This window comes from Bradyrhizobium lablabi, from assembly GCF_001440475.1.
In the GTDB taxonomy this organism is placed as follows: Bacteria; Pseudomonadota; Alphaproteobacteria; order Rhizobiales; family Xanthobacteraceae; genus Bradyrhizobium; species Bradyrhizobium lablabi.
In genome coordinates this window covers 4,130-29,775 of the sequence record NZ_LLYB01000113.1, presented here as the reverse complement: position 1 = coordinate 29,775, position 25,646 = coordinate 4,130, and the positions used below count along the sequence as shown (strand labels likewise).

General features: G+C 58.6%; 26 protein-coding genes and 7 pseudogenes. 10 read left to right on the top strand and 23 right to left on the bottom strand.

The window, feature by feature from the left end; genetic code table 11:
• Positions 1–157: 157 nt before the first annotated feature.
• Both CQ14_RS47140 and CQ14_RS47135 read left to right on the top strand, forming a co-directional pair.
• The gene (locus CQ14_RS47140) at positions 158–478 is read left to right on the top strand and encodes an IS4/Tn5 family transposase DNA-binding protein (protein ID WP_245320693.1); all 321 of its coding nucleotides are present in this window, start codon (positions 158–160) and stop codon (positions 476–478) included.
• A 276-nt stretch (positions 479–754) separates the two neighbouring features.
• Positions 755–1,606: an IS4 family transposase gene (locus CQ14_RS47135; RefSeq protein WP_245320691.1), complete on the top strand. Its 852-nt coding sequence runs from the start codon at positions 755–757 to the stop codon at positions 1,604–1,606.
• Positions 1,607–1,657: 51 nt separating this feature from the next.
• Here CQ14_RS47135 and CQ14_RS32415 read toward each other — a convergent pair whose 3' ends face one another.
• The 5 genes and pseudogenes from CQ14_RS32415 to CQ14_RS44930 form a co-directional block, all read right to left on the bottom strand.
• Positions 1,658–1,885: a phage head-tail joining protein gene (locus CQ14_RS32415; protein WP_057861846.1), complete on the bottom strand. Its 228-nt coding sequence runs from the start codon at positions 1,883–1,885 to the stop codon at positions 1,658–1,660.
• A gap of 3 nt (positions 1,886–1,888) precedes the next feature.
• Positions 1,889–2,790 (bottom strand): annotated as a pseudogene (locus CQ14_RS32410) (terminase gpA endonuclease subunit).
• A 221-nt stretch (positions 2,791–3,011) separates the two neighbouring features.
• Positions 3,012–3,185 (bottom strand): annotated as a pseudogene (locus tag CQ14_RS48425) (phage terminase large subunit family protein); the annotation flags it as partial.
• A 405-nt stretch (positions 3,186–3,590) separates the two neighbouring features.
• The gene (locus tag CQ14_RS44935) at positions 3,591–3,716 is read right to left on the bottom strand and encodes a hypothetical protein (RefSeq protein WP_187399188.1); all 126 of its coding nucleotides are present in this window, start codon (positions 3,714–3,716) and stop codon (positions 3,591–3,593) included.
• 7 nt (positions 3,717–3,723) lie between these two features.
• Entirely contained in the window at positions 3,724–4,140 is a 417-nt protein-coding gene (locus tag CQ14_RS44930; protein ID WP_057861842.1) for a hypothetical protein, read from the bottom strand.
• Positions 4,141–4,796: 656 nt separating this feature from the next.
• On the opposite strand from CQ14_RS44930, the gene CQ14_RS44925 reads away from it, so the two are divergent.
• Positions 4,797–5,060 carry a hypothetical protein gene (locus CQ14_RS44925; protein WP_199805667.1) on the top strand — a complete coding sequence of 88 codons (264 nt, stop codon included), beginning with the start codon at positions 4,797–4,799 and terminating at the stop codon, positions 5,058–5,060.
• A 247-nt stretch (positions 5,061–5,307) separates the two neighbouring features.
• Here the strand turns inward: CQ14_RS44925 and CQ14_RS47715 are convergent, their stop codons facing one another.
• The 4 genes and pseudogenes from CQ14_RS47715 to CQ14_RS48585 form a co-directional block, all read right to left on the bottom strand.
• The gene (locus CQ14_RS47715) at positions 5,308–5,439 is read right to left on the bottom strand and encodes a globin family protein (RefSeq protein ID WP_283807299.1); all 132 of its coding nucleotides are present in this window, start codon (positions 5,437–5,439) and stop codon (positions 5,308–5,310) included.
• A 475-nt stretch (positions 5,440–5,914) separates the two neighbouring features.
• Positions 5,915–6,688: an outer membrane protein gene (locus tag CQ14_RS32385; RefSeq protein WP_057861841.1), complete on the bottom strand. Its 774-nt coding sequence runs from the start codon at positions 6,686–6,688 to the stop codon at positions 5,915–5,917.
• 133 nt (positions 6,689–6,821) lie between these two features.
• Complete coding sequence (locus tag CQ14_RS32380; RefSeq protein WP_057861840.1) at positions 6,822–7,391, bottom strand: Mom family adenine methylcarbamoylation protein; 570 nt, start codon at positions 7,389–7,391, stop codon at positions 6,822–6,824.
• Between the two features lie 16 nt (positions 7,392–7,407).
• Positions 7,408–7,539, bottom strand: a pseudogene (locus CQ14_RS48585) (Mom family adenine methylcarbamoylation protein); the annotation flags it as partial.
• A gap of 705 nt (positions 7,540–8,244) precedes the next feature.
• Between CQ14_RS48585 and CQ14_RS32370 the strand changes: the two are divergent.
• A complete protein-coding gene (locus tag CQ14_RS32370; RefSeq protein ID WP_245320689.1) occupies positions 8,245–9,864 on the top strand; it encodes an outer membrane beta-barrel protein in 1,620 nt (539 codons plus the stop codon).
• A gap of 136 nt (positions 9,865–10,000) precedes the next feature.
• Here CQ14_RS32370 and CQ14_RS32365 read toward each other — a convergent pair whose 3' ends face one another.
• The 3 genes from CQ14_RS32365 to CQ14_RS32360 are packed head-to-tail and all read right to left on the bottom strand — an operon-like array spanning position 10,001 to position 10,668.
• Entirely contained in the window at positions 10,001–10,228 is a 228-nt protein-coding gene (locus tag CQ14_RS32365; protein ID WP_057861838.1) for a hypothetical protein, read from the bottom strand.
• Between the two features lie 4 nt (positions 10,229–10,232).
• Positions 10,233–10,382 carry a hypothetical protein gene (locus CQ14_RS44120; RefSeq protein ID WP_156435685.1) on the bottom strand — a complete coding sequence of 50 codons (150 nt, stop codon included), beginning with the start codon at positions 10,380–10,382 and terminating at the stop codon, positions 10,233–10,235.
• A gap of 13 nt (positions 10,383–10,395) precedes the next feature.
• Positions 10,396–10,668, bottom strand: coding sequence for a hypothetical protein (locus CQ14_RS32360; RefSeq protein ID WP_057861837.1), 273 nt, complete (start codon positions 10,666–10,668; stop codon positions 10,396–10,398).
• 1,022 nt (positions 10,669–11,690) lie between these two features.
• Between CQ14_RS32360 and CQ14_RS44920 the strand changes: the two genes are divergently transcribed.
• On the top strand, positions 11,691–11,972 hold the full coding sequence (locus CQ14_RS44920; RefSeq protein WP_057861834.1) for a hypothetical protein: 282 nt from the start codon (positions 11,691–11,693) through the stop codon (positions 11,970–11,972).
• Between the two features lie 93 nt (positions 11,973–12,065).
• Here CQ14_RS44920 and CQ14_RS47945 read toward each other — a convergent pair.
• From CQ14_RS47945 to CQ14_RS44110, 3 genes and pseudogenes are all read right to left on the bottom strand, one after another.
• Positions 12,066–12,218, bottom strand: a pseudogene (locus CQ14_RS47945) (hypothetical protein); the annotation flags it as partial.
• 885 nt (positions 12,219–13,103) lie between these two features.
• Entirely contained in the window at positions 13,104–13,841 is a 738-nt protein-coding gene (locus tag CQ14_RS32340) for a glycoside hydrolase family 12 protein (RefSeq protein WP_057861833.1), read from the bottom strand.
• A gap of 1,031 nt (positions 13,842–14,872) precedes the next feature.
• A pseudogene (locus tag CQ14_RS44110) lies at positions 14,873–15,046 on the bottom strand (IS256 family transposase); the annotation flags it as partial.
• A 5-nt stretch (positions 15,047–15,051) separates the two neighbouring features.
• Between CQ14_RS44110 and CQ14_RS47130 the strand changes: the two are divergent.
• Both CQ14_RS47130 and CQ14_RS44915 read left to right on the top strand, forming a co-directional pair.
• A pseudogene (locus tag CQ14_RS47130) lies at positions 15,052–15,454 on the top strand (transposase); the annotation flags it as partial.
• A gap of 1,884 nt (positions 15,455–17,338) precedes the next feature.
• On the top strand, positions 17,339–17,509 hold the full coding sequence (locus CQ14_RS44915) for a hypothetical protein (protein WP_187399189.1): 171 nt from the start codon (positions 17,339–17,341) through the stop codon (positions 17,507–17,509).
• A 417-nt stretch (positions 17,510–17,926) separates the two neighbouring features.
• Here CQ14_RS44915 and CQ14_RS32335 read toward each other — a convergent pair whose 3' ends face one another.
• The 8 genes from CQ14_RS32335 to CQ14_RS44910 form a co-directional block, all read right to left on the bottom strand.
• Positions 17,927–18,196, bottom strand: coding sequence for a nuclear transport factor 2 family protein (locus tag CQ14_RS32335; RefSeq protein WP_057861832.1), 270 nt, complete (start codon positions 18,194–18,196; stop codon positions 17,927–17,929).
• A 592-nt stretch (positions 18,197–18,788) separates the two neighbouring features.
• A complete protein-coding gene (locus CQ14_RS32330; RefSeq protein WP_057861831.1) occupies positions 18,789–18,998 on the bottom strand; it encodes a hypothetical protein in 210 nt (69 codons plus the stop codon).
• Between the two features lie 110 nt (positions 18,999–19,108).
• Positions 19,109–19,309: a hypothetical protein gene (locus tag CQ14_RS32325; protein WP_057861830.1), complete on the bottom strand. Its 201-nt coding sequence runs from the start codon at positions 19,307–19,309 to the stop codon at positions 19,109–19,111.
• A gap of 122 nt (positions 19,310–19,431) precedes the next feature.
• Positions 19,432–19,584: a hypothetical protein gene (locus tag CQ14_RS47940; RefSeq protein WP_347337169.1), complete on the bottom strand. Its 153-nt coding sequence runs from the start codon at positions 19,582–19,584 to the stop codon at positions 19,432–19,434.
• Positions 19,560–19,853 (bottom strand): DNA ligase-like domain-containing protein, encoded by a 294-nt coding sequence (locus CQ14_RS47125; protein ID WP_245320687.1) that lies wholly within the window; start codon positions 19,851–19,853, stop codon positions 19,560–19,562. Before CQ14_RS47125 ends, CQ14_RS47940 begins: the two co-directional genes overlap by 25 nt.
• 175 nt (positions 19,854–20,028) lie before the next feature.
• The gene (locus tag CQ14_RS47120; RefSeq protein ID WP_245320685.1) at positions 20,029–20,373 is read right to left on the bottom strand and encodes an ATP-dependent DNA ligase; all 345 of its coding nucleotides are present in this window, start codon (positions 20,371–20,373) and stop codon (positions 20,029–20,031) included.
• A gap of 1,095 nt (positions 20,374–21,468) precedes the next feature.
• Positions 21,469–21,687, bottom strand: coding sequence for a hypothetical protein (locus tag CQ14_RS32315; RefSeq protein WP_057861829.1), 219 nt, complete (start codon positions 21,685–21,687; stop codon positions 21,469–21,471).
• Positions 21,688–22,123: 436 nt separating this feature from the next.
• Positions 22,124–22,903, bottom strand: coding sequence for a hypothetical protein (locus tag CQ14_RS44910; protein WP_199805665.1), 780 nt, complete (start codon positions 22,901–22,903; stop codon positions 22,124–22,126).
• A gap of 301 nt (positions 22,904–23,204) precedes the next feature.
• On the opposite strand from CQ14_RS44910, the pseudogene CQ14_RS32295 reads away from it, so the two are divergent.
• The 3 genes and pseudogenes from CQ14_RS32295 (at position 23,205) to CQ14_RS32285 (ending at position 25,304) form a co-directional block, all read left to right on the top strand.
• Positions 23,205–23,831, top strand: a pseudogene (locus CQ14_RS32295) (SOS response-associated peptidase).
• On the top strand, positions 23,828–24,091 hold the full coding sequence (locus tag CQ14_RS32290) for a hypothetical protein (RefSeq protein WP_057861826.1): 264 nt from the start codon (positions 23,828–23,830) through the stop codon (positions 24,089–24,091). The pseudogene CQ14_RS32295 and the gene CQ14_RS32290 overlap by 4 nt, the downstream one beginning before the upstream one ends.
• A gap of 775 nt (positions 24,092–24,866) precedes the next feature.
• Positions 24,867–25,304: an ATP-dependent DNA ligase gene (locus CQ14_RS32285; RefSeq protein ID WP_057861825.1), complete on the top strand. Its 438-nt coding sequence runs from the start codon at positions 24,867–24,869 to the stop codon at positions 25,302–25,304.
• Positions 25,305–25,646: the final 342 nt, after the last annotated feature.

Here is a 25,646-nt window from a genome sequence, read left to right as displayed (position 1 = left end):
GGTCACACGCTTCGCGAATTACCACCCGTCACGCAAGACGGCCCCCGTCGGCTTACGATTACCCACATTTTTTTGAGGTGCACTGAGCCGAAAAACTTGAGTCGCCAGAATCGCTTGTGATTCTTTGATGGGCACCTGATTCGAGAAGAGGTGCTCTATGGGACTGACTTCACGCGCCCGGGATGAGAAGGCGCATCGGTCGGCGTCTGACGCGGTGACCTGGTTTGACCGTGAAGCTGCGCTGTGCGAATTCCAGGACGCTCGGCTTGGCGAGAGATTTCGCATGCTGCTGAAGCAGATTGGTGGAGACGTCGGCCAGAGCATTCCTATGGTTTGCCAAGACTGGGCGAATACCAAGGCGGCCTATCGTTTCTTCTCCAATGAACGAGTAAGCGAGGCCGACATCCTGTCTGGTCATTTTAAATCGACGGCGGGAACGCATCGCGGCTGCGAAGGGACCTGTTCTTGTTCTGCATGATACGACCGAATTCACCTATCAAAGGGAGCGCCCGGATCTGATCGGGATGATTAAGCGCATCCCCAAAAGCAACTCTCGAAGATTGGACGGAAAACCCCAAACGTACACGACCTGCGGAATATTGATGCATTCGAGCCTTGCGGTGACCCTCGATGGGCTTCCGCTGGGGCTCAGCGCTGTGAAGTTCTGGACCAGAAAGAAATTCAGAGGGGTCGCTGCGCTCAGGCGCGAGGTCAACCTGACACGGATCCCCATTGAAACCAAGGAGAGCATTCGGTGGCTGGAGAACCTCAAGCAATCCACGGAGCTTTCGAGAAGCCATCGCAGTGCATCCATATCGGTGATCGTGAGGCCGATATTTATGAATTGTTTTGCGCCGCCCAAGAGGTTGGAACGCATTTCTTGGTAAGGGCCTGTGTCAATCGCCTGGCAGGCGATGGCGATCATACCGTTGCAACGATAATGGATGAGGTCTTGGTCAAAGCTCTCCACCGGATCGAAGTCCAGGATAGCAAGGGCAATCCAGATCAGGCTGTTCTTGAAATCCGGTATCGCAAAATCCGTATTCTGCCACCGATAGGCAAGCAGTCGCGGTATCCAGCTTTGACTTTGACGGTGATCCACGCTGATGAAAGAGGAGCGCCAAAGAACAGAAAGAAGATTGAATGGAAACTCCTGACCGATCTTCCGGTGCAATCGCGCGGGGATGCGATCGAGAAACTCGAATGGTATTCCCTGCGATGGAAGATCGAGGTCTTCCACAAGATACTCAAATCCGGCTGTAGGGCAGAGGACTCGCAACTGCGGACTGCTCAGCGATTGACGAATCTGATCTCGGTATTCTGCGTTGTGAGCTGGCGCATTTTTTGGATGACGATGCTCAATCGTTCAGCGCCAAATGCTTCACCGGAATTTGTGCTGACCAAAGCTGAAATCCAATTGCTTGATCGGCTCGTCAAAGACAAGAATCCAGTCAGCACACAACGAAAAACATTGTCGCATTATCTCATCAAGATCGCCAGGCTCGGCGGCTATCTCGCCCGCGCCAACGATCCGCCACCAGGGAATCTGATCATGTGGCGCGGATTATCGCGATTCATCGATATCGCAATGGGAGCAAAACTCTGACTCAAAAATGTGGGTAATCGTAAGCCCCGTCGGATGCGTACCAGGCATCGCTCAGAGACCCTTGTCCCACAGCGCGACCATGCGGAACGTCCGGCGGCGCGCCCCGGCGCCGCTCAGATCGGCATCGATGCCCGCGAGGATTTCCCACAACGCGGAGAGCGAGCGATATTCGACCGACTTGTCCGAATAGCTCACGCGCTCGGCGCCGGATGCAATCGCGGTCAGCAAGTCTTGCTGCCGCTGTTGCGTGAATGTCAGCGCGCCCGGTTTCCTTGCCATGGCTCACACTCCCAAATGGCCCGACCGCACGATCCGGCGCGGCGCACGCGGGAAATTCCGGTGCGTCGGTGGCACGTCATTCGGTGGCGGCGGGTTCTCGTTCGTCCTGGCGGTCGCCTCTCGCTCTCGCGGCTGGCTAACCCGCTGCATGTTCATGAGGTAGCTAGTCGCGGCCAGCATCGCCTCGCAGTCGAGGAAATGGTTGTTCTTCGACCGCCTGATCCACTCCCGGCGCCCGGTCGGTGACCTGACCCGCGCCTCGGAGACAATCTGGTGGCAGTAATCGTCATCGATGCCGACCGGCACATTCCATGCGCCGGGCGTTTCGGACGGCCAGCGCAATCGCTCGTGCACCAAGCACTTCCGGTGATCGGTATCGAGCCGCACCAGATCGAGACCGAACTTCGCCGCCTTGCCGGATCGATTGACCTCGATCTTGGAGAGTAGCAGCGGCACACGCATCGGCGCGCTCGATCCCTTGGTCGGGCGGACGCGCTTCGGAAAGCGGCGACAGAATTCGTAAACGCGATTGAGCGGCAGAGTGTCCGCCTTGCCCGGGCGAAAGCAGCTATCGACGAACGTCAGATGGATCGGGAAGCCATCGATCGGCGTCGAGATCAATTCGGCGAGCTGATCCCACACCTCGTGTCGGCGGTGTCGCCGCGCAGATATCCCCAATCGATCAGCCATGACGTGGCCCGGGGTCCCCAGCAGCGAATGACGTAGGGGATAGATTGCTTTTGCACGTCCGCGGCGATCGATAGCCGCAGCACGCCCTCGGGGACTTCACCGCGCCGGTATTCGGCGTGGCGCGCCTTCTCCTTGATCTCGGCCCATTCCGGCACCTCGCCGCCACCGGGCGAATACAACTCACCGAAGCCTGCATTGATCGCCTGTTGCACCATCGCGTCGTCGCCAAGCGCGATAGCTTCGAGACCGGAATGCGATCATCGAACGAGACGAACGGCGATGCGAGGCCCGAGACCCAATAGCTCACCGACATCGTATCCGGCAGATCGCCCGAAACCTGGCCGTTGCCATCGATGGTCTGGCCGGGCGCGACATACTGGCCGCGCTCGTTCATCGCCGCCTTGTAGCCGTCCTCGATGACGCCGCCGCAATGCGGGCATTCCAGATAGGTTTCGCGCGCCGCCGCCATCGGCGAAACCTTTGGCGGATAGCGCATCAGGTTGAAGCGCGGGACGAAGTATTCGCCGCAATGCGGGCACGGCCAGCACCAGTGATGCCGCGTGCTTTGCTGCCAGAGTTGCCAGATCGGGCTTTCGATATCGTCAGCCACGGCAACGTCCAAAAGAACAGCTTGGATCGCTTGTCCTCGACGGCCTCTACGCGCCCGCGCTTTGGAGTCGATGTGACCACGCAAACGAAATCCGCTAGGTGTCGCCGCGCCGCTCGACGAGACCGAGCGGGCCGCCTTGCTCGTTCACGTTGGCGCGCATCTCGTCGTACTCGTCGACCAATGCCAGGACAGCCGGATCGGACTTCAGTGCCGCCGATGATCCAAATGCGCGAGGCGGAACAGGACGCCCGCGACGAGCTTGCGGGTCTTCGTCATCCGTTTGCCGCGCGCCAACCTCTCGGTCAGCGTCGGCGCCTGATGAGCAGCGCCATGACTCGCGGCTCGAACTGCTCGATGAGAAATTGCCGGTTCGGCCCGACGTACAGAATCGGCCCCCGCCGCTGATCAAGGCTGGCCCGCGACATCGAGCATCGCCTCCGATTTGCCGGTCTGGGCGCCGAACACCATGACCACTCGGCGGAACCGTCCGCTTGCGATCATGCGCTCGGGCGCGATCACGTAAGGCGTCAAATGCGGATCACGCGGACCCGGGATTGCTGCCGTTTGCGGATAGATGCGGTTCGTCGCCGCCCACTCGTCGGGCGGCGTTGGCCGCGACGGTCTCGCTAGCAAAGCGAGCCGATGCCACAGCACGTCCCCTTTCGGCGGCAATATCTGCGACCCGTTCGAGGATATCATTCAAAGCCGTTTCAATTGTCTTGCGGAATTGCAGATCGCGCGTCACGCGCGCCGGAAGCCCGGCGGTCTCTGCTCTGAAAAGCCCGGTCATCTGCTCGACGATTGCCATCGCTTCGTCGATCTCGATCAGGTGGCCTTCGCGCACCGCATTGCGCAACTCGATCTCGCGCGCCCTCGCGTCGCGGACCCGACTGTCAGCGGCGGATTTCTGCGCGCGCCGATCCGCGTCGTTGCGAAAGCGGATGTAGCCTTGCACGACATGACCAAATAGAACTGGTCCTTGCCCTGCTTCTCGATCCAGCCCTCTTTCGAGAGTTGCCGCACGCGCTCTGCCGAGACCATGAGCAGGCGCCCGGCATGATTGCTCGTCAGTAGTTGGCCGCGTCCGCCACCGTCGGCGCCCGCTGGTGCGGGATTGGCGCCCGGGGCGGCAGAAGACCCGCCGGGATCGGGGCGGCCCCCGGCGGTCCCTGCGGGCGATTGCGGAGCCGCCGTAACGCTTTGATCTTCCGCCATTTTCAGGCTCGCAATTCGACCCTTTGGATCTTCCAACCACCGACCAGTGGCCTAAATCTGGGCCATTTCGTCGGGGAAATGGCCCAATACCGAGCCGCCCGACCGATTGCCGGGCGCTGATGGTCAGCTTCCCGGCCTTCGGGGTCGAGGCGTTCTGCATCCCGCGATGGCCTGCCAACGAGGAGACCCGGGAATGACGAATTCCGAAACCGGCGCCACGCCCTTCGCGACGCCGCAATCACTGACCGACTGATCGCGCATCGGCTATTCGCAGCGCCAGGCCGCCGATGCGATCGGCTGCTCGCGCGGCGCATGGGACGGTTATGAGCACGGCGACCATCCGATCCCGAAATACATCTCGCTCGCCATTGCGGCTCTATCGCTCGGGGTTGGCCGATGACGCTGACCGAGGTCGAGGCCCGCGCGGTTGAGGCTATCCGTAAGGCGGACCACTTCACCGCATCGATCTTTCTCGGGCCCGGTCAGTACCGCATCGAGCGGCCGCCCACGGTTCTCGCCGCGATGCAAGCCGCGCGCGAGATCGAGACCGAGCCAGGCGCCGTTACCCGGCGCGCGCTCATTTGCGCCATCGCGCCCGACGGCCACGCCACGCTGCTGACCGCTGCGCTACTCGCAAAGCTGCTTTCGCTCAAATCGTAAGGCCATCCGTTTACCGCGCTCAAGTCACACAATAGCTGAACTCTTCTAACGAACGCGAGGGGCCATGAGCGTCCCAACTCCGACCCTCGGCACTGCAGCAAAGTTGCGTGATGCTCTAGGTTTTTCACGGCAGACCGCAGCATCTCGGTCCGGGCCGTGACGTAAAGTGTTCGCCAAGACTCCCGCAGCTCCGGGGTGAAAGAGGCGTCGCCTAACTTGCACTCAAGGCTCCACATCAACGCCTCCCTCATTGCGACATAGTCGCTGGCTGAACGCCAAGTCTGGCGTGTTTGTAACCTGAAAGCGCGATCAGCGATTGGAACATCGGTCTCTCGTCGAGCGAGGCGACCAGCGCCGTGATCATATTCAGCACCTTCATCCGTTGCCGCTCGATGTCTCCGCGAGCAAATCTCTTGCATCGGGAGCTAGTTCGACGAACCGTGTGTAACACAGATTAGCGATGTCGCGACGGATCGGCCACATCGCATCAAACGACATCCTTATGAGGTCGACCTGCTCGGGTGTCATTGGTCAGACGAGCAGGCTCGTAAGGATTGGGTTTGTGATCTGACAGCGCCTTCTCATCAGACCTGACGACGGTGACAAATTCGTGGACTTCGTCCGCATTGGGCTTTCATGCCACTCAAGGTGGAATAACCCATAACCGCAGCGAGGGCATTTTCCGTGATGGCTCAGTGAGATTAATGCCATATGGCACCTCGACTCCCATGCGCACATAGATCCTTACGTCATTTCTTGAACATCAATGATTACCAGCTTGAGAGGAGAGCAGCGCGCCAGAAATATTCAGTTTCCGTCTCCCACGCGATGTAACGCTTCCGTTCTGGGGAAGATCAGTATGTCGTGGCGATCGCGCCACCCCAGCGGTAGTTCACGCGGACCAAACCGATATCGACGTCCTGACCGATCCGGGCAGTCCCTGCAAAAGCGCCCGCCGGAACACCCACGATTCCGGGTGAAAAAAAGAAATCGATATCCCGATGACCCATGAACAGGTGGTCGTATTCAATGCCGACGGACCAGTTCGGAGCGAAGCCAAATTCAAGGCCGGCCCCTACCGTGCCGCCCCAGCGGGTTTCGCTGCCGTTGTCGATGGTCAGCCCAGACGTAGAATCGAAGGCCCGGTATTTGTCACGGACGACTGCAGCCCCACCTTTCACATAGACCAGCACATTATTCCAGGCATAGCCGACTTGGCCCGTGAACAGGCCGAATGCATCAAGCTTGGATTCATCCCGGACGCCTGCGAAAGCAAGGTTGGCATTGGAGCCCTTGAAATCGGCCCAGTTGCCCTGCGCCTCTAGGCCGAACACCGAGTTCGCTATTTGCCAGCGGTAGCCGATTTGACCACCGACCGTGCCTCCAGTCCCATTATGGCACCCCATGACAAGGGGCGGAGCAACGACAACGCCGCCGGCGTTGACTAGGTCCCAGCACTGATGCGCAGAGCCACCGCCGCCATTGATGCCGACGTAAAAGCCGCTCCAATCGTAGATAGGGATGACCGGCGGAGGCGCTTTGACGTAGGGCCGGGCGGCCAGATCAGCGGCAGAGGCAGGAGCAGCCAGCGTGATGAGGGCTACCGTGCCCAGCAACAATTTTTTCATTCTTCTCAACCTAATTTCGAATTCGACTTCCTTGACGGTGTATGGACAACGACTGACATGTGTTCGTCTCTCCAGCAATTGCCAGAGTTGGTAGTTGACTGGGGGTCCTGAGAGGCCGGTGAAATTCGCGCGATTACGTTGGAGCGTGGCGGTCGCCGCTGCCGCGCCGCTGTGCCGAGGGGACCCCAGCCATCGCCTGCTTGCCACGCGCAATGCCCCGATACATCCCGGCGCCGCGCCGCTCGATCTCCGCATAGGGGATTTCTTTCGGCACCAGCCGCACCCGCGCCGCCGCGAGAAAATAGATGTACCGCATCTGGTAGCCGTCGAGCGGCACGCCCTGTCCCGACCATGATCCGCCAGTTCTTGCGAAGTGATCCGCGCGGTTCTTGCCGGTCACTTGCGTCATCTTGTGCGTGACCGAGCCGTCGGACAGTCGCAGAAGGCTCTTGTTCACTTTGATCCCGGTCTGGACGAAGCCCGCCGCGCGATAGATTGTGCCGTCGCCGCACTGGCATCCATCGGCGAACGAGATCACCCATTCGATGTGCGGATAGTGCTTCTTGATCATCCGCATCGCGACCGCCAGCGCGCGGCTTTCGGAATTGCGCGGCAGGGCTTCCGAGAACGCTAGCCGGTTCAACTCGAGGAAACCATTCCACGCGGTCTCGCGCACCAGCCCTTGAATGTTGCTCTTGTCCATCGACGGGGCCGAACGTCATCGCGCCTTCAAGGCGCCCGCCGAGGAAGACACCCAGCGCTAGGAAAGCGTTGTTGACCGTCTTGTGGCTGTAATGCAGCCGGATGATCAGCGCGTCGGCGTCGCGCTTCGCGATCGGCGCGACGTAGATTTCTTTAGCTCGTCACTGAGTCCATAGAGCATCATTCGAAGCTCCGGTCCGAGAGTACGGCGGTACCATGGTTCGGCCGACTTGCAGGTTGTAGTCGGTGCCGCTCATCTCCCACCTCTAAGGTAAATCAAACTACCCATCGGCAGTTCATTACAAAAGTTGTTTATTGCGCTTCCCATTCGCAACGCAACTATCGAACTGAGCCATTTCGGACCTTTCTCTTAAATGCGTATATACTCCTAAGTGCCGGGGAGATTGCGGCTCTAGCGATTAGAGCTAGAACTCCCGTAAGCGATCATCATGGCGGCGCGAGCCTTGTCGAGCCCGAGCAGTTCGATCTTGAGCGCATGGTCTCGGTCGCCAAGGGAGACCAGCACATTTTGGATATAGACCCATGACACCGGGGTAGCCAAGTATTGCTCGAGCAGCGGCTGCGCGGCTGTCGGTATTGAGACAATGTCAGCAACTTGACGCCACACGCCGCGACGAAGTGCCTGCAAAGCCCGCGAATTCACTTCGGCACGCGACTTGCTCTCTTTGCGGCATCATCACCAATCGCACTGCGATGGTCTTCGGGACGGACTCGGCGCGCGTCGCTGTTAGCGTCTGATCCGCCCCGACGGTTTGCTGCGCGATAACTAAGGGCGCTCGATTGTGGACCGAGAAAATGCAGGGACGTGTTGGATGCGATCTGGAGTTCTTCTTTTGGGAGCCACGACAATTGCGCTCGTCGCAAGTGGTGCAGCGAATGCGGCAGATCTTGAGCCAGAAGTGAAACTGCCAGCGGCGGTGTGGAACTGGACCGGAGGCTATCTTGGCGGGCATGTCGGCGGCGGGTACGGCCGAACGTCCTTCAGCAATCCCTATGGTCCGTCCATCTATGGCGATGTCGTCGATACCCCAGTGTTCCTCGCAGGTGGCCAGATTGGCTACAATTGGCAGAAGAACGGCTGGGTGTTTGGTGTCGAACTCGATGCCAGCGGTGCTGCCTCTGACGGCACAAATACTTGCCTCGCGGCGTCCGGCTTTGTCGTGAGTGTAAACTGCAAGGCAGGTCCGAGCGTCTTTGCCACCGCGACCGGCCGCGTCGGTTACGCGTTTGGCGCGTTGGGCCGCACGTTGGCCTATCTTAAGGGAGGCGTGGCTTGGCAAAACAATCAGGGCGACGTTGTCAACAACAACGAGTTTGAGGGCCGGTTCCCACAGGAGAAAACCCATTTCGATTATGGTCGCCTCGGTGGCGTCATCGGCCTGGGCGTCGAGCAAGCGCTTACGCCCGCATGGTCGGTCAAAGCTGAGTATGACTATCTGCATTTCGGCGGGCCGAGTGTCGCAACGCCTCCGACGGTGCAGTTTCCGCCCTTCGCAATTGTTCCGGCGAACACAACGAGCCCGTCCAGCAATTATCACGTCGGAAGGATCGGGTTGAACTACCATTTTGGCGCCGACCCCTGGGCGGCGCAATGGTCCGATGCGCCGCTGTACGCGAAAGCACCCGCTAGCGTGCCGCCGATTGCTTACACGGCCGGTTGGTCGTTCGAAGGCGGATCGCGGCTCTGGCTCAGCCGGGGACGATTTCAATGGAACGCCAGCGCGGTGCCCGATGAGATCGCAACTGGAGACCGAAACATTCTTGTATCGAGGCTCACCTATCACGGGCTTGACGGACTTTCCGGAGAGCTATTTGGCCGTGTTGATAGCCCCTGGAGGGTATTCCTGAAGGGCAACGTGGGGATCGGGCGCTTCGACAAAGGAAGCATGAATGATGAAGATTGGGGCATCGAACGCAGCTTCTCCTATTCCAACACGATATCAGGCCAGGCAAACGGAAGGTTCACGTATTACACGGCCGATGCGGGTTACGATTTTCTGCACGCCACCCACTACAAGGTCGGCGGATTTATCGGCTGGACCTACTACGCACAGAGCTCCGACTCGAGGGGGTGTATACAGATCGCCAACCCGATGACTACATGCTTGCCGCCTGGCGACGACAGGATCGTTGCAAGCCAGAATACTCAGTGGAATGCACCTCGTCTCGGCCTAAGCGCCAAAACCATGTTCACCGAGCGTTGGCGTCTGAGCACGGACGTCGCTTACCTGCCCTGGACCGATTTCAAAGGGCGTGACAATCATCTCTTGCGCCCGACGACCACCTTTATTGATCAACGCGGGAACGGAGGCGGGGGTGTACAGGTCGAAGGCGTGCTGTCCTACTTCATAACCAAGAACTTCAGCGTCGGCGTCGGTGGCCGCTATTGGGCCATGTGGACCAAAAAGGACGACATGCACAGGCTGTGGTGGTCCGGAAACAACTGCGACTAGCTTTTCGAAGTTCAGCATGGAACGGTGGGGTACGTTCTTTCAGGCCTCCTATAGGTTCGATTGAAAGATCACACCTCCAGCCAAGCTCCGGGCCTCTTCGACGCTAAGAAATGGCGCGCGCATCGAGCAAGGATCATCAGCCATGTCCTTGCCGGTCGCGAGCCTTGTCGAGCTCGAGCAGTTCGATCTTGAGCGCATGGTCGCGGAAGCCGAGGGACATCAGCGCATTGTGGGCGCCGCTCCATGACAGGGCGCCCGCGACGTAACGCTCGACGATTTTTCGATAGTAGGAGCGCCATTGCGCGAGGTACTCGGGATCGAGGTGATTGATCACCCTGTCTCGGGCCACGCGCTCGATCAGCACGGAGTCAGTCCTTATAGGGCGGCACGCCCTGCCGGGGATCTTCCGGCTGGGGCTGCTGCTGCTCGGATTGATCCGCGGGCGGCTTCTCGCGCTCGGCATGATCCGCCTGCGCCTTGTCCTTGTGCTTGTCGTCGTCGCTAGGTTTGGTCGCCATGGCTCTCTCCCTGTTAGCGGCACCGCGTGGACATGGCGCGGATGACCGCGATTGCCAGGTTGAGCGACATCTCCTGCCGCATCACCTCGGCGAAGTCCCTGTAGAACGGCACGTCTTGCTGGATCGGCACCGACGGCCGCAGCGAATACACCAGCTTGATGCGGCCCTTCGCCTTGCGAGTCGAACGGCTCTGGCGCTGGAAGATGAAGCGCCCGCGCTTGAAGCTGTTCTGCAAGTTCTTCGGCTGCTGCTGCTTGCGTACAGCGCCGCCGCTCGTCCGTTGCACGTTGACCGACGACGGGATCGGAAGGTTGCCGCCCTTCGCTCGGCGCGTGCCACCCGTGGCATGCAGGGCGAGGTTCGCCGTAAATATTAACGGACGGATCGCCCTTCGTCTCGCGCGACCCCTTGGTCGTCAGTGCAGCTTTCAGGAACGATCGATTGCGGACCGACGACGGCCATGTCGTCTCGATCAGATATGACCGGGTATTCTCGGCGGGCATGTTGAGCGTGGTCGCCATGATATAGGGGATTTGATCGGCGGTCCCGCCTAGGTCTATGGCGCGCTGCTTGATCTTCGAGAAATCAAAATCAACCCCGAGCGTTGGCATGGGCAACCACAAAAGACCGATCCCGCCGCCGAGATCGGTCGAACAGTCTAGCGTTTAGTGTGGAAACACCACGGCGGCCCGATCCATCAGCGCGTGGCTTTGGACTNGCGTGCGCGTGCGCGTGCGCGTGCGCGTGCGCGTGCGCGTGCGCGTGCGCGAAGAAAGCACCGGTTTTTTCAAGTCGTCAACGTAAATTTCTGCGCCTTGCTTTGGCAGCTCGGGGAAGATGCCTGGCAAGAGATCAACGTCCAAATTGATTACGTCGAGGGTAATCAGTCGTTTAGTCACCGCCTTGCGCAGCCGTGCGAGCGCCTCGGCGTAGCTCATGACGCGCCCAAAATTTTTTGCTTCGATCCGCCAGGCACGATAGGCGGCGTTGAACCAAGCGAGATCACCGGTCGCGTTGGCCTGGTTGATTGTCTCTTGCACATGGCGAACCGCCGCATGCACCCGCGACATCGCTGCGTCGTGGTTGGGTGAGTGTGATCTTCCGACGCGCGGCGACCGCCTCGACTTGGCGCCGAGCGAACTCGGCGCGGACCGCAAGCCGCCCCTCGGGATCGCGCGGCAGCACCTCGGTCGCCTCGGCCACGATCGCCTATGTCGCGATTCTTCCCAGAACGCGCAGCCGATCTCCGACCACGGCCAATTGTCCCGGATGCCATCGAAGGTCTGAAGGTAACATGCGGCGGTGCGGGTGTGGGCGACCTTCAAGGGCGAGAGGGAGCCGCGCTATTTCCCGCCGCTCGATGCCGCGCCGGATCAGTTCACGCCCGGCAAGCTGCGCCCGAAGCGGAACGACTGCGGCCGGATCAAGGGCTCGCCGCTTTGGGACATCAAGCCCGACCTGCAATTGTTCTACAACACGTCGCGCAATTGGGCTCGCATGTATGCGCCCGATGTCATCTCCGGGCGTGGTCAGAAAACCCAAGCAATCGATTTTGCAATGCTTTATCTTATGCCATCGCGGATCAGGTAGCCGCGCGCCACCCCGCCCCCCCCCGAGCAAAAGGCCCCCCCCAAACGGAACCGGCGCACCATGAGCATCCAGCAGGTACACCCGCGTGTTCGCGATCGGGCGGCCATGCGGCACAGCGTTGTCGCTGAAGAGCCATCCCGAGGTCACCACGACCGTAGCTTCAGTCGGCCCATAGTTGTTGATGAGCTTGAGAGCCGCTGGTAGAAGCCCAGGCACACGCTGGAGACGATCCCCGCCAACAAGCATTACTCCAATCTGCAAATTGATGAGCTTATCTTCCAGCGCGAGTGTAGCCAGCGTCGTGATCAAGAAGGCAATGTCCAGCGATTGATATCGCCACCATTGCAGCAGATGCAAGGACGACAGACAGATTTTACAACACTACCCGCAGGACACTCGACGATCGGCTATCTCAGCCCGGTTGAGTTCGAGCGCAAGGTGGGTTTGGCTTAACCCGATATCCATCAAACTAGCAGCAGCTCGATCTGGCGTGGAGCCCACCTCGTTCGATCTGCAATACAGTGCTTCACACTGGCGATGCCTGCAGAACACCTCACGTCGGCGCGTCTTGCGGTAAACGCGTTCTATGGTCCGCCGCGTACGGTCCCTCAAGGGAGTACCACGATTTGGGCCGAACCGCGCTGGCGGGCCTTCTCCATTGCGGCGCGGCACGCGCTGGGGAAGGTCAACGGTATGACCGTTCTGAATTCATAATCTTGGGCTGTATTTTGGGGCGAGATGATCCGAAAGCGCCAATAGCGGCGCCCGCTAGGCTTCTTTCCGTACTCGCGCTCCCAGCGCGAAGTGTCNAATCCGCATAACACCCATGTTCGGTCTTGATGGTCTCGAAGAGTCCACCTTANCCCCTAGCTATCGTGCTGCAGCGGGTCAGCCCTTCCGGTGGTGACGTTGGGCTGGCTTTGATGTCTAAGATGCGGGCAGCTCGGATGGATACCAACTACAGACTGAACGTCGCCATGCTTCCGAAGACGAATTGAGCGGGGCATGCGAACGCCGGGCCAGATTTACACTGAAGCTGCCATTCCAGCCACCGACTTGCTACAGAAAACGCCCAAAGACCGTGCCCACTCCGGGCCGACGATCACCTCGCCGACGGTCCCAAAAAAGTAGTCACTTCGAGGTCACAGCCCAATGGTTGACGTCAAAGTTTAGTCCACCTGGGGACGAGGTTATCTCAACGCCGTATTGGACGCTGCCGACGATTATGTCGCCGAAGTATCCTTTCGACTTGATCCATTGCAGGATACTCTTGAGATCCACGGTCTCGCTGTTGGTCTTGGAAGTGCGTAGGAACGAAATGACCTTGTGTTTGTTCCAGCCTTCAAACACATTCCAAGTCGCTCCGCCCACATTGATGCCTTTGTAGACGGGAATCGCGGCCCCGGAAGAAGTGTAGTTGTAAGAAATGGGCTTAACATCGCCGCTTCCGTCGGGATTCCCCGTGTAATTGGTCCAGAGCATTATCTCATAACCATTTGAGCTGTCCCAGATATCGTAGGCGAAGTTCCAACGGCCGCCAGTCGGGACGCTCTGATTGAAGCTTGAGCTCAGGTTGTTAATCGCACTCAGCCGTTTCCCAACGTTGAAGGCCTGGTGGGGATAGCTCTTGATGCCGTCGGTTTCAGGTTGGTTCGACCACACATTCCATTGATTGACCGCATGCACCGAGATCGTCTGAGGCCCAGCACCTTGGCCATATACGTCGTTGTTCCAGGAATAGCCATTAAGGGAATAAGTACCGTATTGATCGCTCGAACTCCAGATCGGCGCTTTCGCGGACGCTGGGAACAGCGCAATCATTACCGCAAAAGGCAGCGCAAGTACGTTCAGCTTCGACAACTCAGACATTCTAAATCTCCACCTGAGATCTGCCCGCCAGCGACCCAGTAGCAAGCAAAAGTGATGCCACAACGAGAACCGCGGCATCTTTTGCGCGCTTGACCTCGTATTCGCAACAGGAAGGCGGGTTCTGCTTCTGAACGCCGGAAGTACTGCACCTAGATACTGGGCGTGTCGCAGCACGATCGCGGACTGCACTGGATCCAGGCCTACGCAGGTCTCGATCGTTTTGCGCCGAACTATAACCATGCCGCACCAGACGTGCGCGTCCGTCGGCAATCTGAGAGCCCTTAGCCCAACAAGAAAGGTCTCGACGTCGAGCCCGACGGCCTGCTCTGGAAGCTGCCGCTGGTCTCGTGGTGTTAACAACGGACGCCCCGACGATGCAGATTAGGCTGCTTCACCGATATCATGCGTTATGCTGTGCAAGATGGGTCCGGCTTAAGATCGTGAGCTGTCTTTGGGGGCTTCCCGAAAAGCGCAGCACCCTCTCATCCCGAAGAATCGAAAAGGCGGGCGACACTGCTTTCAGCGCCAGTGCGAGACAGGTGATAAGCGACCGATCTAAGGAATCGCCAGATCGCCCGCGCTGTTCTTCTGCTCGACCAAGCCTGATCATGCTTCTTGTAGGCGCGCTAGCACGTCGTAGATGTGCCGCAATGGGCGCTATGTCGACAGTAGTGTCGAATACTGGGCCTTCGTCGCGCCCTGAACGAATACTTGCAAGATGAACGATCTCGATCCTTTCGCCTAGCTCGCCAGATTATTGATGAGGATTGTCTATGGTCATGAAGCGCAAACTTGGCCAACTGCTTCCTCTACGCTGTTACGGGCAGCCTTGAAAAGAGGTTTCTTGGAATGAGGCTCACCTTAAGTGAGTGCCGCTGACGGTATCGGCATTCTGTATGGAATCTGGAAGTGTGAAGCAGGCCAACGCAGCTAGCCGCAATTGATGCAGTGTTAATCTCAAAACAGAGCTGAGAAAGCGGCAGGCCGCTCAGCTGAGCCACCATTCAACCGAGGCTGCTCAGTGCTTCCATGGAAATCACCGCAGGCGACAGATTCGGCGCGTCCTCACCCAGCAAGGCGGTCAGCGCCTCCTGGAAATCGCCGGTCGAGATGCCGCGCAGATACAGCACTGGCAACAGCGCATCCAGACTTCGGGTCCGCCGTGCCCACAGCGGCAGGATCGTCGAGCTGAACCGGATCCGCTCGCCAATTCGCCGAGAAATACCGCGCCAAGTACGGCCGGGCGATCGAATGTCTGGTCAAGGATCGCGACGCTCCTGGCCTTCTACGACTTTCCTGCCGAGCATTGCGACCACCTGCGCACGACCAATCGCATCGAGAGCGTGTTCGTCACCATGCGGCGCAGGACGTGCGCACCACGGGCTCGTTGTCGCCGACCACCGCCAGGCTGAAGTGTCATCGCCGCATCACGAGCTTGGCGGCCCAAAGGCACAAATCAGTTGCCGAAGATCATCGCAGGTGTCAGATTCAACGATGGCATCGAGATCATCCAAATGCCGGCAAACAGCGCCGCCTGGTCACCTCGTCACCCAAAATCGCGACGTCCGGAGGGAATTCATGCTGCGCTCGAGCAAGCTGCAACGAAGTCCTAACCGAGCTCGGCGAAGAACTCGCCAAGACTATCGTCCATTGCGGTCGGCAACTAACATTAGGACGCCCCCTGGCGTCGAGCACCAACGGATCCGCCTAGAGGAGCCGGCGGATCGGTGCCCAGCGATACCACTTTCATCATTGATGAGTCTTGATCAGACGAGCGAGCCGCTCGCGGCAATTGCGAAATAACGAATGTCGTCGATTTCGCGGTCAGACTGGACGATTTCACGTCGCACTGGCATCTGCCGCTTTCGATGTATCTGATCGTTTGGTCGACAGATTTCTCAAACGGCTGAGGTCGGAATTTACTCCACCAAAGCTTCTAATCCTCTCGTGGGGACTTCGCTTCAATACCAGTTGAGCTGCTTAATAGCTTCGTCAGCATCTGCCTCACAGGCTCGCTCATAAACGGCCTTAATATCCATCCGAAGGCGCCTACCGCAAAGACTCCAAACGCAAAAACGCCAAGCGCACTCCAAACAACCATCTTCATTGTGGGTCGCTCCTGCTTCGGTTGAGCAGTATCGCCAACAAAGGCCTGCGAGGCACCTATCAGGATTGGTAAAGGACGGGTCTCAAAAGTTGCGCTACGGTCGCCGAACACGCGTCCATTGTGAGATTAGGAAGTGAACATGGGAAACCTTGGAATTCAAATGGCCAACCGCGCACGTATTCAGACCGGCTGAACGAACTGATGCCCGTATTCCCGCTTTAGAAATCGCGCGGTAGCTTGGTAGCGCGGCCAACCAATCATGTATAGCGAAGACGAGCAGATAGATGATAGGCTGTTACGTGCTATCGCCCGAGCAGAGACCAGTCATTAGTCGTGAGGCGGCGACAACAGCGGACGAGGACTCTGATCAGGATCGCGATCAGCACCTGGACCTAAAGGAACTTGTACCAGGATCGAGACGCCAGCGCGGCGGCCGCCGTTCCGGTCTTGTGATGATTTTCCTCCCTCAATACGAAACCGAAAATCTAGCCGCCGCGCGTTGAGAGGCAACCGACATCACACGAGCGCCACCTTGTCTGGTTCAAGACGACGATGTCGGAAGTCCGACGGTCAGCAACGTCATTCAAAAGCAGGCAGTTGCGCGTATTTCCGCTCGCCATGCAAGGCGCTCACCAGATTCCGCGAGCGGCACGCCGATTGCGGGAATCAGGAGCAAACCCGCCACTGCCAAAGCGCTCGCGGGCGGCCCGTCTCAGGGACTGCCAATGAGCCGCGCTCGATTGATCCCGGTCAAGCACTGATGCCGCTTATGCTCGGAAGTGAAGAACCGGCGAACATCAATGTTCGCGATTGCCGCCAAGTTCACCGAGCCGGCGGGGCACATCGCAACCTTTAAGCAGAAATCCAAACAGAAGGCCGTGTTCGGCGCGAGCCGACCCTTTCTAATCAGACTACGCAGGACGGGTCGTGCAAAGTGATTCTCTCGGCCAACGATTCCCGCACGAAGAAATTGGTCCAGGATGTTCTGGCACTACGGGAAAGCCGGCTCACTTACGCCAGCGGCAACCTGGTGCTCTGGAGCAGAATGGCCAAGTTCGTGAACGGCTCCGACACGTTGGCTTGGCGCGACTGCCATTGCCAAGCAACTCGGTTGCTCACGCGGTGCGATCTATAAGGCGCTGAATGCGATCTAATGCAGCCACGACATCAGCGCCTTGAAGTCTGTCTCGGCCACCGCAACACCAGCACACCTTGAGGTACACCGAGCTATCGCCAACAAGGTTCAAGGACTTCTGGAGGACGTGAAGGTGTTGGCTGGTCTTCAGTTACCGGTCTGTGCAGTTTGATACTTGAGTGACCGTCACTTGCGCATTTCGCGTATGCAACGGCAGCGACGACGATCAAAAGGAGATTGTGTACGAAGGACGTCATGACCATTCGCCATGATTCTGATGCCATGACTGCCATGCAATACTTGCTGTGGGCATTGGAGCACATCGAGAAGACCGGCGATCGCAAGGCTGCGCACCACGCCCGCCTAGCCTTGGAAGGCTTGCGCGAGCGCACCCATCGATCGAAGAACACTGGCGAGCCTCCGTAGTCCCACGGTGTTCCCGACCCCAGTGAAGGGCTATAGCGTTGTTCGGCCAGCGCGGCTAATGGCCATACTGGGGCTGAACCTTATTGTGGCAAGGCCCGACGTGTGTCGTCCCACAACGTCATGCGTCGGGCCACCCTTCAGTAGTCGCACCTATCCCTTCCCGTACCTTAGCATCGTCTGCTCGACCTCAGACGCTAGCTGTGTCAGATGGGCCGCTAGCCGGTCGAATAGTTCGCGCTTCTTTGGATCGGTCGCCAAGTCTCGGATTAGCTCGCACTCTGCCGCATCCCTGCGTAGCTTCTCCAACTGCGCTAGCATGTCCTGCATTGAGCCGCCCCTAATCGCTAACGTCGCCGATCAAACAGAACCACAAGAGCAATAAGTGATCAGGCCATCCTCTGCGATGTTTAGCTGTGCCTAGACGATCATCCCGCTGCTGGTTCGGTAGGTGACCAGCACATCCTCACCGGCCACGTGCAAATCTAGTAGTTCGAGCACCGGACTTTCAATGAACCGGCGCTTCCAATAGGCCGCAATAACTTGCTGACCGTAGATGGCGTTGCTACCTCCACAGGTGCAGTCGATCAGAGCGTCAGGGCTGTGCATCCTAACCATCTGGTTGATGCGACGAGCGCGGTAAGCGTCTAGCCAGTCTACCGCGACGGCCATCGGGTCATAGGGCGTCATGGTCCCATATCTACTTTCCATTGGTCAGCCGGGATAGGACGGCCAGCGCGAACATTATCTCAATGTCATGGAGGGAACCAGCCGCAAAATCGCGCGTTAACCATCATTGGAGGTGCACATAGCAGCAAGACGACAACCAGCATCGAAGCGACCTGGATCGCCTATTGGCAGGAAGGGACCGCACAAAGCAAACCCGAAATACAAACGCCGCTCGCGTCAGCCGTGGAGCGACAAGGAAGTAAAGCAACTACGCTCGCTTGCCAAGGCCAACACGCCAACTGGCGTCATCAGCCTGAAGATGGAACGTCCACCCGCGTCGATAGCAAGCAAGGCGCAACGCGAGGGCATCTCCTGAGATCCACCAACCGTTCCCCTTACAATCGGCGCACGGCCGCTAAGAAGTCGCGGCGCTAGTTTCGGGCTGATGGTCTCTCTTCGATTATCTGGCTCACGTCAGGCTCTTCGAGGCCGTCAGCGCGAACACATTCGCAAGGCCGGCCCCGCACTGACAACCCGATTCTTCCGCCCATGCTCGCGTTGGGTGGTTCTCGCAAACCCAGCCGATACCAAGACAGACCTTGCAAGGGGGCGATCACGATACCAGCCTAATCGGTCGCTTCCTGTACGCATCGATGCCGGCGTTCGAGAGCAACAGCCTGCGCCGTTCGCCACGTCTCATCATGCAAGCAATGTTGTCGATCAGAAATCGGGAGGTGTCGTTGGGTTCGCCGAGTTCATCCATCCTCTCAAGGACGCTCCAAGCAATGTTGAAAAACTGCTCAAAGAGGTCGGTATCGGTCATGCGGAGATAACGAACACTGAACCGCTGGGTTCCTACACAGGCGGTTTCAGACCGGCCAGTTCAGCCATTCGCACAGCTGGGTATCGTTCCGCCGACGGCGACGGTCGGCGTCAGGTCGGCGGTTTCAAATCTTGCGAGGCCAGCCAACGCTTCACCCGTGCCTCGTTTTCAAACTGAAGCGCCCCGCGCAGCAACTGGTCACGCTTGATCCCAGCGGGAGTGCCACCGCGGGCCTCCTTGCGCAGCCGCTCTGCCTGCGCTGTTGGGCTTTGGTCGAAACGATAGACCTTGTCGCGCTGCTCTTGCTGCATCGCCGTTCTCCTTTTTCGGATAGGCGAAAGCGCAACTGGCGTTCTCATCACCGATAGATGCCGAGAGCCTTGCGGTGATGGCGGTAGTCTACGCACCTTCTGGCAGCGCGATACAACAAAAATCAAGGCTTGGACAATCCTTTGAACGAACTTGCCCGCAACAAGCCCTCCGACGCGATGTCCCGGTATTCAACGTCGGCGTAGAACTTCAGCTCAACCCATGTCGCCTTTGGCTTCCTAATGGCCTTGGTTAGCTTGGACTTGGGGCTGACCACCGTGTCGAGCTGCCGCCTGATTTGGTTGGACACGGTGCGGCACCAGCCCGTCCGACCTTACCCATGTAAACCAGATCACTGCCTTCCCGCCTTCCAAGATACAGCGCAGCAACACCCGTCGGATCTTTCACAAACCCGATAACCGGAAACTTGCCCTTGTGAACCGCCTTGATCTTCAGCCAGTTTTCGTTGCGATCTGATCGGTACGCGGCGTCAGCCCGCTTCGAGATGATACCTTCCCAATTCAACTTGGCTACATGGTCAAACATCTGTTGACCATCCCCGGTCAGGTGTTCGGAATACAACACAGGCAGTTCGATTGCGTTCTCACCGAGCTGGGCAGCAAGGTCTGCTTGCGTTCAATCTGGGGTAATTTGCGCAGATCACCGTCACGCCACAACAGATCGAAGGCGTAATAGACCAGCCGGCCCTGTCTACCTGCCGCTAACTCCGCCTGCAGTTCGCTGAAGTGGGTGCGCCCCTCATGGACCACAACGACTTCCCCATCAACGCTAGCCTGGCCGGGATGTCGAGAGCGGCAGCGATGGATGAGAAGCGCTTTGTCCAGTCCACCCCGCTGCGGATGTAAACCTTCTTCCGACCGCGATTGGCATGAACCTGGACGCGGTAGCCGTCGTATTTGATCTCATGCAGCCATTGATCGCCAGGCGGTGCCTTGGATTTCAACGTGGCTAGTTGAGGCCGGATGAATCCCGGCATGGAATACGCTTCGACACAACGCAAACTCATAAAAAAATGCCCGCCGCGCTGGAAGGCAACGGCGGACATTCTTACCCACTTCGCAGGAATCCCGAACAATCAGGGGACGTGATCGTTGCTTCCACCACCAATGCTGAGTGGTTGCTACTTGGCGGAACACCGCTCTTCGATCCAACTCATCTTTCCGCAGCTTGGACAGCGCAGCAGCCGGTAGCTCTTGCCTTGGCGAGCATCGAGAACAGCCATCGCCACGGCGAACCCGCCACAATACGCACAGTAATTAGTCGGAGGGATTGCCTGCCGGGACACTTCGGAAGAGTCGAGCTGTTCACTCATGTGACGCCGCCCGTGGTTGGTTGGGCGATTCCACTAACTCAGAAAGTGGACATTTGGTTTCGACCATCCCGAAAAAAACTGGATCGCAGTTCGCCACACCATCACGCTGGCGCGGACCTTCTAGCAACCAACCCAGGTTCCCTAAGGTTAACCCGGCACCACCGGCCAAGGCTTTGTCTGTAGGCGCCGGTGGCTGAGAGACCCATTGCGCTCCCGCCTGCACATCACAAGGGAGCGTGTCGTGATCGAACTGCCCCAACTCGATTCGTATTCAATAGCAGCACGAATCTGTCTTGGCGTTGCAATCTTCGGCGCAGCGCTGCTCGTAACGGCAGTGCTTGCAAGCACCGTCGTCGTCCGGTGAGAATGCCTTCGTTGGGCCTCCGCACTTCAAGGTTGGTTGTCGAGGTCAAGTTACGTTGGAGATTTCAGGCCGGGTGACCTTAACCAGTCGCTCATGTGTGACGCGGTGTCAGCCTGGTCGGCCTTTCGAAGTGCGGCCTCCCGCTCTGCTCCATGAGGTTGCAACTCGGCCTGCTCGCGGAGCAGCCTTGCCTCTTCTGCCAACCGACATTCCAGAGATTCCGTCTGTTTGATACGACGACGCCTCAGCATTGGCGCTGCTCCCCTGCTTGAGTGAGGCGGGAGCGCACATTGCGTTCACATCACCGACATCTGCCCATAACGGCTCGGTGATGGAACAACCTATCTGTCTTTGGCGAACCTTGACTGTTCGGTAGCGGACTTAGCGACCTTGCCCACGTAAAAAAGCCCCGGCGATGGACCGGGGCTAGGTTACTTGGGAGGAAACTAGAACTACACAGAACTTCAGATGGCGTCCCACTGCTCGACTGGTAACGAAGCCTTGTAAGTCGCCATGATGTCGGTGGGGTTGATCGTCGATGACGCAGTAGTCGCTTGCAGCGGCGTAACGGCCTGCGACCATGCGATCAAAGCTGCAACAGCAATTCCGATTCCAATTGTGCCCGTTGAGAAGAATAGCTTGAACATGATCGCATCCTTCGTGTTGGTGGATGCCGCGATCATGAACTTGTCGCGTTTCAGGACTTTGCCGTTTCGCGAGAAAATGATGTCGTCAGAATTATTTTGTTTCGTGGGAGACCGAGAATAGCCGCGCAGGTTTCGTGAGAAGCTGCGAACGAAACAGCCTCACCGTTCCGTGAGATTATGGCACCCGGATTTGATCACCCGCCGACTGGCCCAGCCATTCCGTTGCGGTCGCAGATTTAAGGAACATCGCCGTTCATCTTGCTCCCGATGCTGCACGGCTTGTTGAGAAAGTATTCGCGGTTGCCGAACGCCTTGGCGGCGTACTGATCGATGGCCACCAAGATGGCCTGAACGTGGTATAGCAGTAGCCCTCGCGGGTGGCCAAGTGGGGGAGGTCCGCCAGAGCCCTGATGAAGGGCGGCGGATCAGGATCGCCTTGGAAGTGTTTCCCCATTTGCGGCCTCCAAGCACCTTACCTTTTGGCTGGGGTAGTTTGGCCTTCAGTCGGTCGCGTTCGGCGCAGAACGTGTTCGATTTTGTCCAGCAACCGCTGCAACAGAGCCTTCGCTGACGCCGAGGCGGTGCTGCCTCGCTGTAGCTGAAGCAGTTCCTTCCGCTGCCTACCGACCAGCCGCCTCAAGGCTATCTCTGCACGGATTTGATCAAGCCCCATTGCGCCACCCCTGCGCGAGAAGGCATTAGAACAAAATAAGAACTTGGCGTCAACCACCCGTAACTCATGGACGCCTTCCAGATATGGAAGCACTCCAAATCTCGAAGTAAAATCAATAAGTTGATTGGATTTTTCGCTTGCGATGATCTTTGGGGCGATGCTAAAGGCCGCGCTGTGACGAGGGCTGATCTCGGTCAGGACCCGTCTTGAAAGTGAGCTGCCTCGCGACAGTTTGCGTCGGTCTGTCTGGGCATGGCTGCGGAATGCAAACATCCAAGGAATACGATGCCACGCTGCCGAGTAAATGGCTGCGCGAATGCTCGCGCCGGTCACTCCCATCTTTGCTCCAAGCATAGGTCCCGCAAGCGCCGACAGAGCCATGAAGAACAGCGGACGGTCAGCAAGGCCGACCTGAAGCCGTTCATCGAGATGGTTCAGGCGAGGATCGCGAAGCAACCAGATGCGAAACTCTGGTCCATCTGCGACCAACGCTGGGAAGTGTTGATACGCGATTGGAGATCGCAGCCTCCGAAGACTATCTTCCGCTTCGTAAGGGCTTCGACCAACGAACTTCTGCAACTGGCCAACACCGTGTCAGGCCGCGATGTCGCGATAACGGTCATCGCGATGTATCTGCTCTAGGACCATGACCCTCTGCTGTTCAAGAACGAGTCCTCCTTCCGCACCCAGCTGGTGAGACGAGTGAGAGGTCTTTCTAGCGGCAGCTATGGCGAGTGGGACACTGCAGGCGATCCGGCCACCCCATATGACCTCACGCGTCTTGGTACTCATCGTCGTAATTTGAGCGACTTGGCGTATCTCCGCAACTTTACTAGGCTTTGGGGCCAGGAACGGATGTCAGGCGCTATAGGTACGGGCTGTGTGTAACCTTTATTCGATCACGACCAACCAAGAAGCAATTCGAGCGCTCTTCCACGTGATGAACAGCTACGTCGGCAACCTGCCGCCGATGCCAGGCGTGTTTCCGGACTATCCGGCGCCCGTCGTCCGTAACGCCGGCGCCGAGCGCGAGCTAGTCCTGATGCGCTGGGGCATGCCGTCACCGCCCCGGACAGGCGGGCCGCCCGTGACTAACATCCGCAACACTTCCTCGCCGCATTGGCGCGGCTGGCTGAAACCGGAAAGCCGCTGCTTGGTGCCGTTCAACAGATTTGCCGAATACGCGCGTCGTTTGGTTCGCCATCAATGATGATCGGCCCCTGACCTGCTTTGCCGGCATCTGGACCGAATTCAAAGGCGACCGCGGTACCAAATCGAACCCCGTCCCGGGGCCGCACCTGGTCTACGGTTTCCTCACCGCAACGCCGAACGCTGTCGTTGAACCGGCCCGAAGGCCATGCCGGTCATCCTGCAGACAGACGAGGAACGCTACGTCTGGATGCGAGCACCGTGGGACGAGGCCAAGGCCCTGCAGCGTCCGTTACCCGACGATGCGATCAGGGTAGTTGCTAGAGCCGCTGACAAGGAAGACAAAGCAGCAGCATGAAGCTTACGAGTGATCGCCCCTACTCCGACCCCGAGAAAGCCGCGCGCCGCCTGATGGAGCACGCGCGCGCCTTCGAACCTAGCCACGATGGTCGGATCTACATCGAGAAAATCAACGAGCAGTTCCTGTTCAAGGACAAGGGCACACCGGCCGAATACAGCGCTGGCCTCGCGCTCGCTATCGAGCGTGGCTGGCTGGAATTGCACGAGAGCGGAACGTTCGTGAAGCTAACGCAGAGCGGCGCTGATCTATTTGCCTAAGACAAATGTCCGCTTATCCCCAAGAGCGGCGCAAAAGCGGACATCACACGAGGTCCGAGAAGGGCCAACAGGCGACTTGCAGGCTTGGCCTGATATGAACGAGGCCGCCAACCGAGGCGGCCTTTGGGATGACCGCTGCGCGGGGCGGTGTCGAGCGATGCCGGATCACCCTGCAAGACCACCTTTACAAGCGACCTCTACAAGTCTCGCTATACCTGCGGCAATTTCCTGCGCCTTGTTCGCCCAATTCGTTCTTGTAGAGGCAGGCTTGTCTCAATTCGGCGCACACATCCCTCCGAACTGGTCTTTGGCAGGTCTCACGGTATCTGCGGCAATTTCCTTCGCCCCGTTCCCCTAGCGCGTCCTTGTTTTCGCAGGCACGCCGCAATTGCTCGCATTGCCCACCCCCTCGACCGTCGTACACTCGGACGCCTCCCGGTCCAACCTCAATGGATTGGGAAAAGGCCGAGATCGGAATTACAAAAAGAGCGGTTGCCGCTGCGGCGCCGAACGCATAGTGGCGCATTGCTTTCAACATTTCTAATCCTCCAGTTGCTATGTACCGGTGAATAGAGAGGCCGCTTCGGCGGCCTCTTTATTGTCGATGGGAAGGCACGGAGCGAAGAAATGCACCATCGTGGATAAGAAGCCGACCACCACCACCACTGTCGTAGTTGGCGACGGCAAGGGGTTCAAGTCGCGCACCAGCGCCAGTTGACCCTTCGGCTGGTCTGATCAGACTCGCATTACGCGTGCGATTGCCTATTTATCCCGCATGCCTAAGCCTGCCTTCGATCCCTGCATTCCGATGCGCGGGACCAAGGTCCCCGATCGGCCGGAATGGCTCCACGAGATCAAGCATGTTGGCTATCGGCTAATTCCTCAACGTGAAGGCAAGCGAGTGCGGCTGTTCACTCGCAACGGGTATGAATGGAGCCACCGTTTTCCCCTCGTCCTCGAGGCCGCGCTCCGAAACCGCCAAACCTATTTTGTGATCGACGGCGAAGCGGTGCTGCTTGGCGTCGACGGACGCACGATGAGGAAGTCCAATTCTCTGCCTTCGACATGCTGGCGAGCGATGGTGACGATATCCGTAACCTGTCTGCGCAAGTCTAGCTTGTGCAGGCTCCTCGCGCGGCGAGTGGACGGCAGCTTCCTGCGACAGCAGCGGACGAGGACACCGATCAGGATCGCAATCAGAGCCTGGACATAAGGGAGGTTTTTACCACGGTCGAGACGCCCGCGCGGCGGCGCAGTTCCGATCTTATCATGATTTTCCTACCCCAACACGGCCTCGAATAACTGGCCGCGCGCTGAGAGGCGAGCCACATCACACGAGCGGCCACCTTGTCCGGTTCAGACAACGATGTCGGAGGTCCGACAATCGGCAACGTCATCAAAAAGCAGGCAGTTACGGTGTTTTCCTCGCCAAGCAAGGCGCTCACCAGATTCGGCGAGCGGCACGCCGATTGCTGGGATCAGGCGCAAACCCGCCGCCGCTGCCAGAGTGCTCGCAGCGGCCCGTCTCAGGACTGCCCGATGAGCCGCGCTCGAT

Excerpts from the sequence above, each read along its gene's own strand:
- CQ14_RS47140 (WP_245320693.1), top strand. The coding sequence starts at position 158 with ATGGGACTGACTTCACGCGCCCGGGATGAGAAGGCGCATCGGTCGGCG.
- CQ14_RS32415 (WP_057861846.1), bottom strand. The coding sequence starts at position 1,885 with ATGGCAAGGAAACCGGGCGCGCTGACATTCACGCAACAGCGGCAGCAA.
- CQ14_RS44925 (WP_199805667.1), top strand. The coding sequence starts at position 4,797 with ATGACGCTGACCGAGGTCGAGGCCCGCGCGGTTGAGGCTATCCGTAAG.
- CQ14_RS47715 (WP_283807299.1), bottom strand. The coding sequence starts at position 5,439 with ATGAAGGTGCTGAATATGATCACGGCGCTGGTCGCCTCGCTCGACGAG.
- CQ14_RS32385 (WP_057861841.1), bottom strand. The coding sequence starts at position 6,688 with ATGAAAAAATTGTTGCTGGGCACGGTAGCCCTCATCACGCTGGCTGCT.
- CQ14_RS32380 (WP_057861840.1), bottom strand. The coding sequence starts at position 7,391 with ATGGACAAGAGCAACATTCAAGGGCTGGTGCGCGAGACCGCGTGGAAT.
- CQ14_RS44120 (WP_156435685.1), bottom strand. The coding sequence starts at position 10,382 with ATGGCGACCAAACCTAGCGACGACGACAAGCACAAGGACAAGGCGCAG.
- CQ14_RS32340 (WP_057861833.1), bottom strand. The coding sequence starts at position 13,841 with ATGTCTGAGTTGTCGAAGCTGAACGTACTTGCGCTGCCTTTTGCGGTA.
- CQ14_RS44915 (WP_187399189.1), top strand. The coding sequence starts at position 17,339 with ATGACCATTCGCCATGATTCTGATGCCATGACTGCCATGCAATACTTG.
- CQ14_RS32335 (WP_057861832.1), bottom strand. The coding sequence starts at position 18,196 with ATGACGCCCTATGACCCGATGGCCGTCGCGGTAGACTGGCTAGACGCT.
- CQ14_RS32330 (WP_057861831.1), bottom strand. The coding sequence starts at position 18,998 with ATGACCGATACCGACCTCTTTGAGCAGTTTTTCAACATTGCTTGGAGC.
- CQ14_RS32325 (WP_057861830.1), bottom strand. The coding sequence starts at position 19,309 with ATGCAGCAAGAGCAGCGCGACAAGGTCTATCGTTTCGACCAAAGCCCA.
- CQ14_RS47125 (WP_245320687.1), bottom strand. The coding sequence starts at position 19,853 with ATGTTTGACCATGTAGCCAAGTTGAATTGGGAAGGTATCATCTCGAAG.
- CQ14_RS47120 (WP_245320685.1), bottom strand. The coding sequence starts at position 20,373 with ATGTCCGCCGTTGCCTTCCAGCGCGGCGGGCATTTTTTTATGAGTTTG.
- CQ14_RS32315 (WP_057861829.1), bottom strand. The coding sequence starts at position 21,687 with ATGATCGCGGCATCCACCAACACGAAGGATGCGATCATGTTCAAGCTA.
- CQ14_RS32290 (WP_057861826.1), top strand. The coding sequence starts at position 23,828 with ATGAAGCTTACGAGTGATCGCCCCTACTCCGACCCCGAGAAAGCCGCG.
- CQ14_RS32285 (WP_057861825.1), top strand. The coding sequence starts at position 24,867 with ATGCCTAAGCCTGCCTTCGATCCCTGCATTCCGATGCGCGGGACCAAG.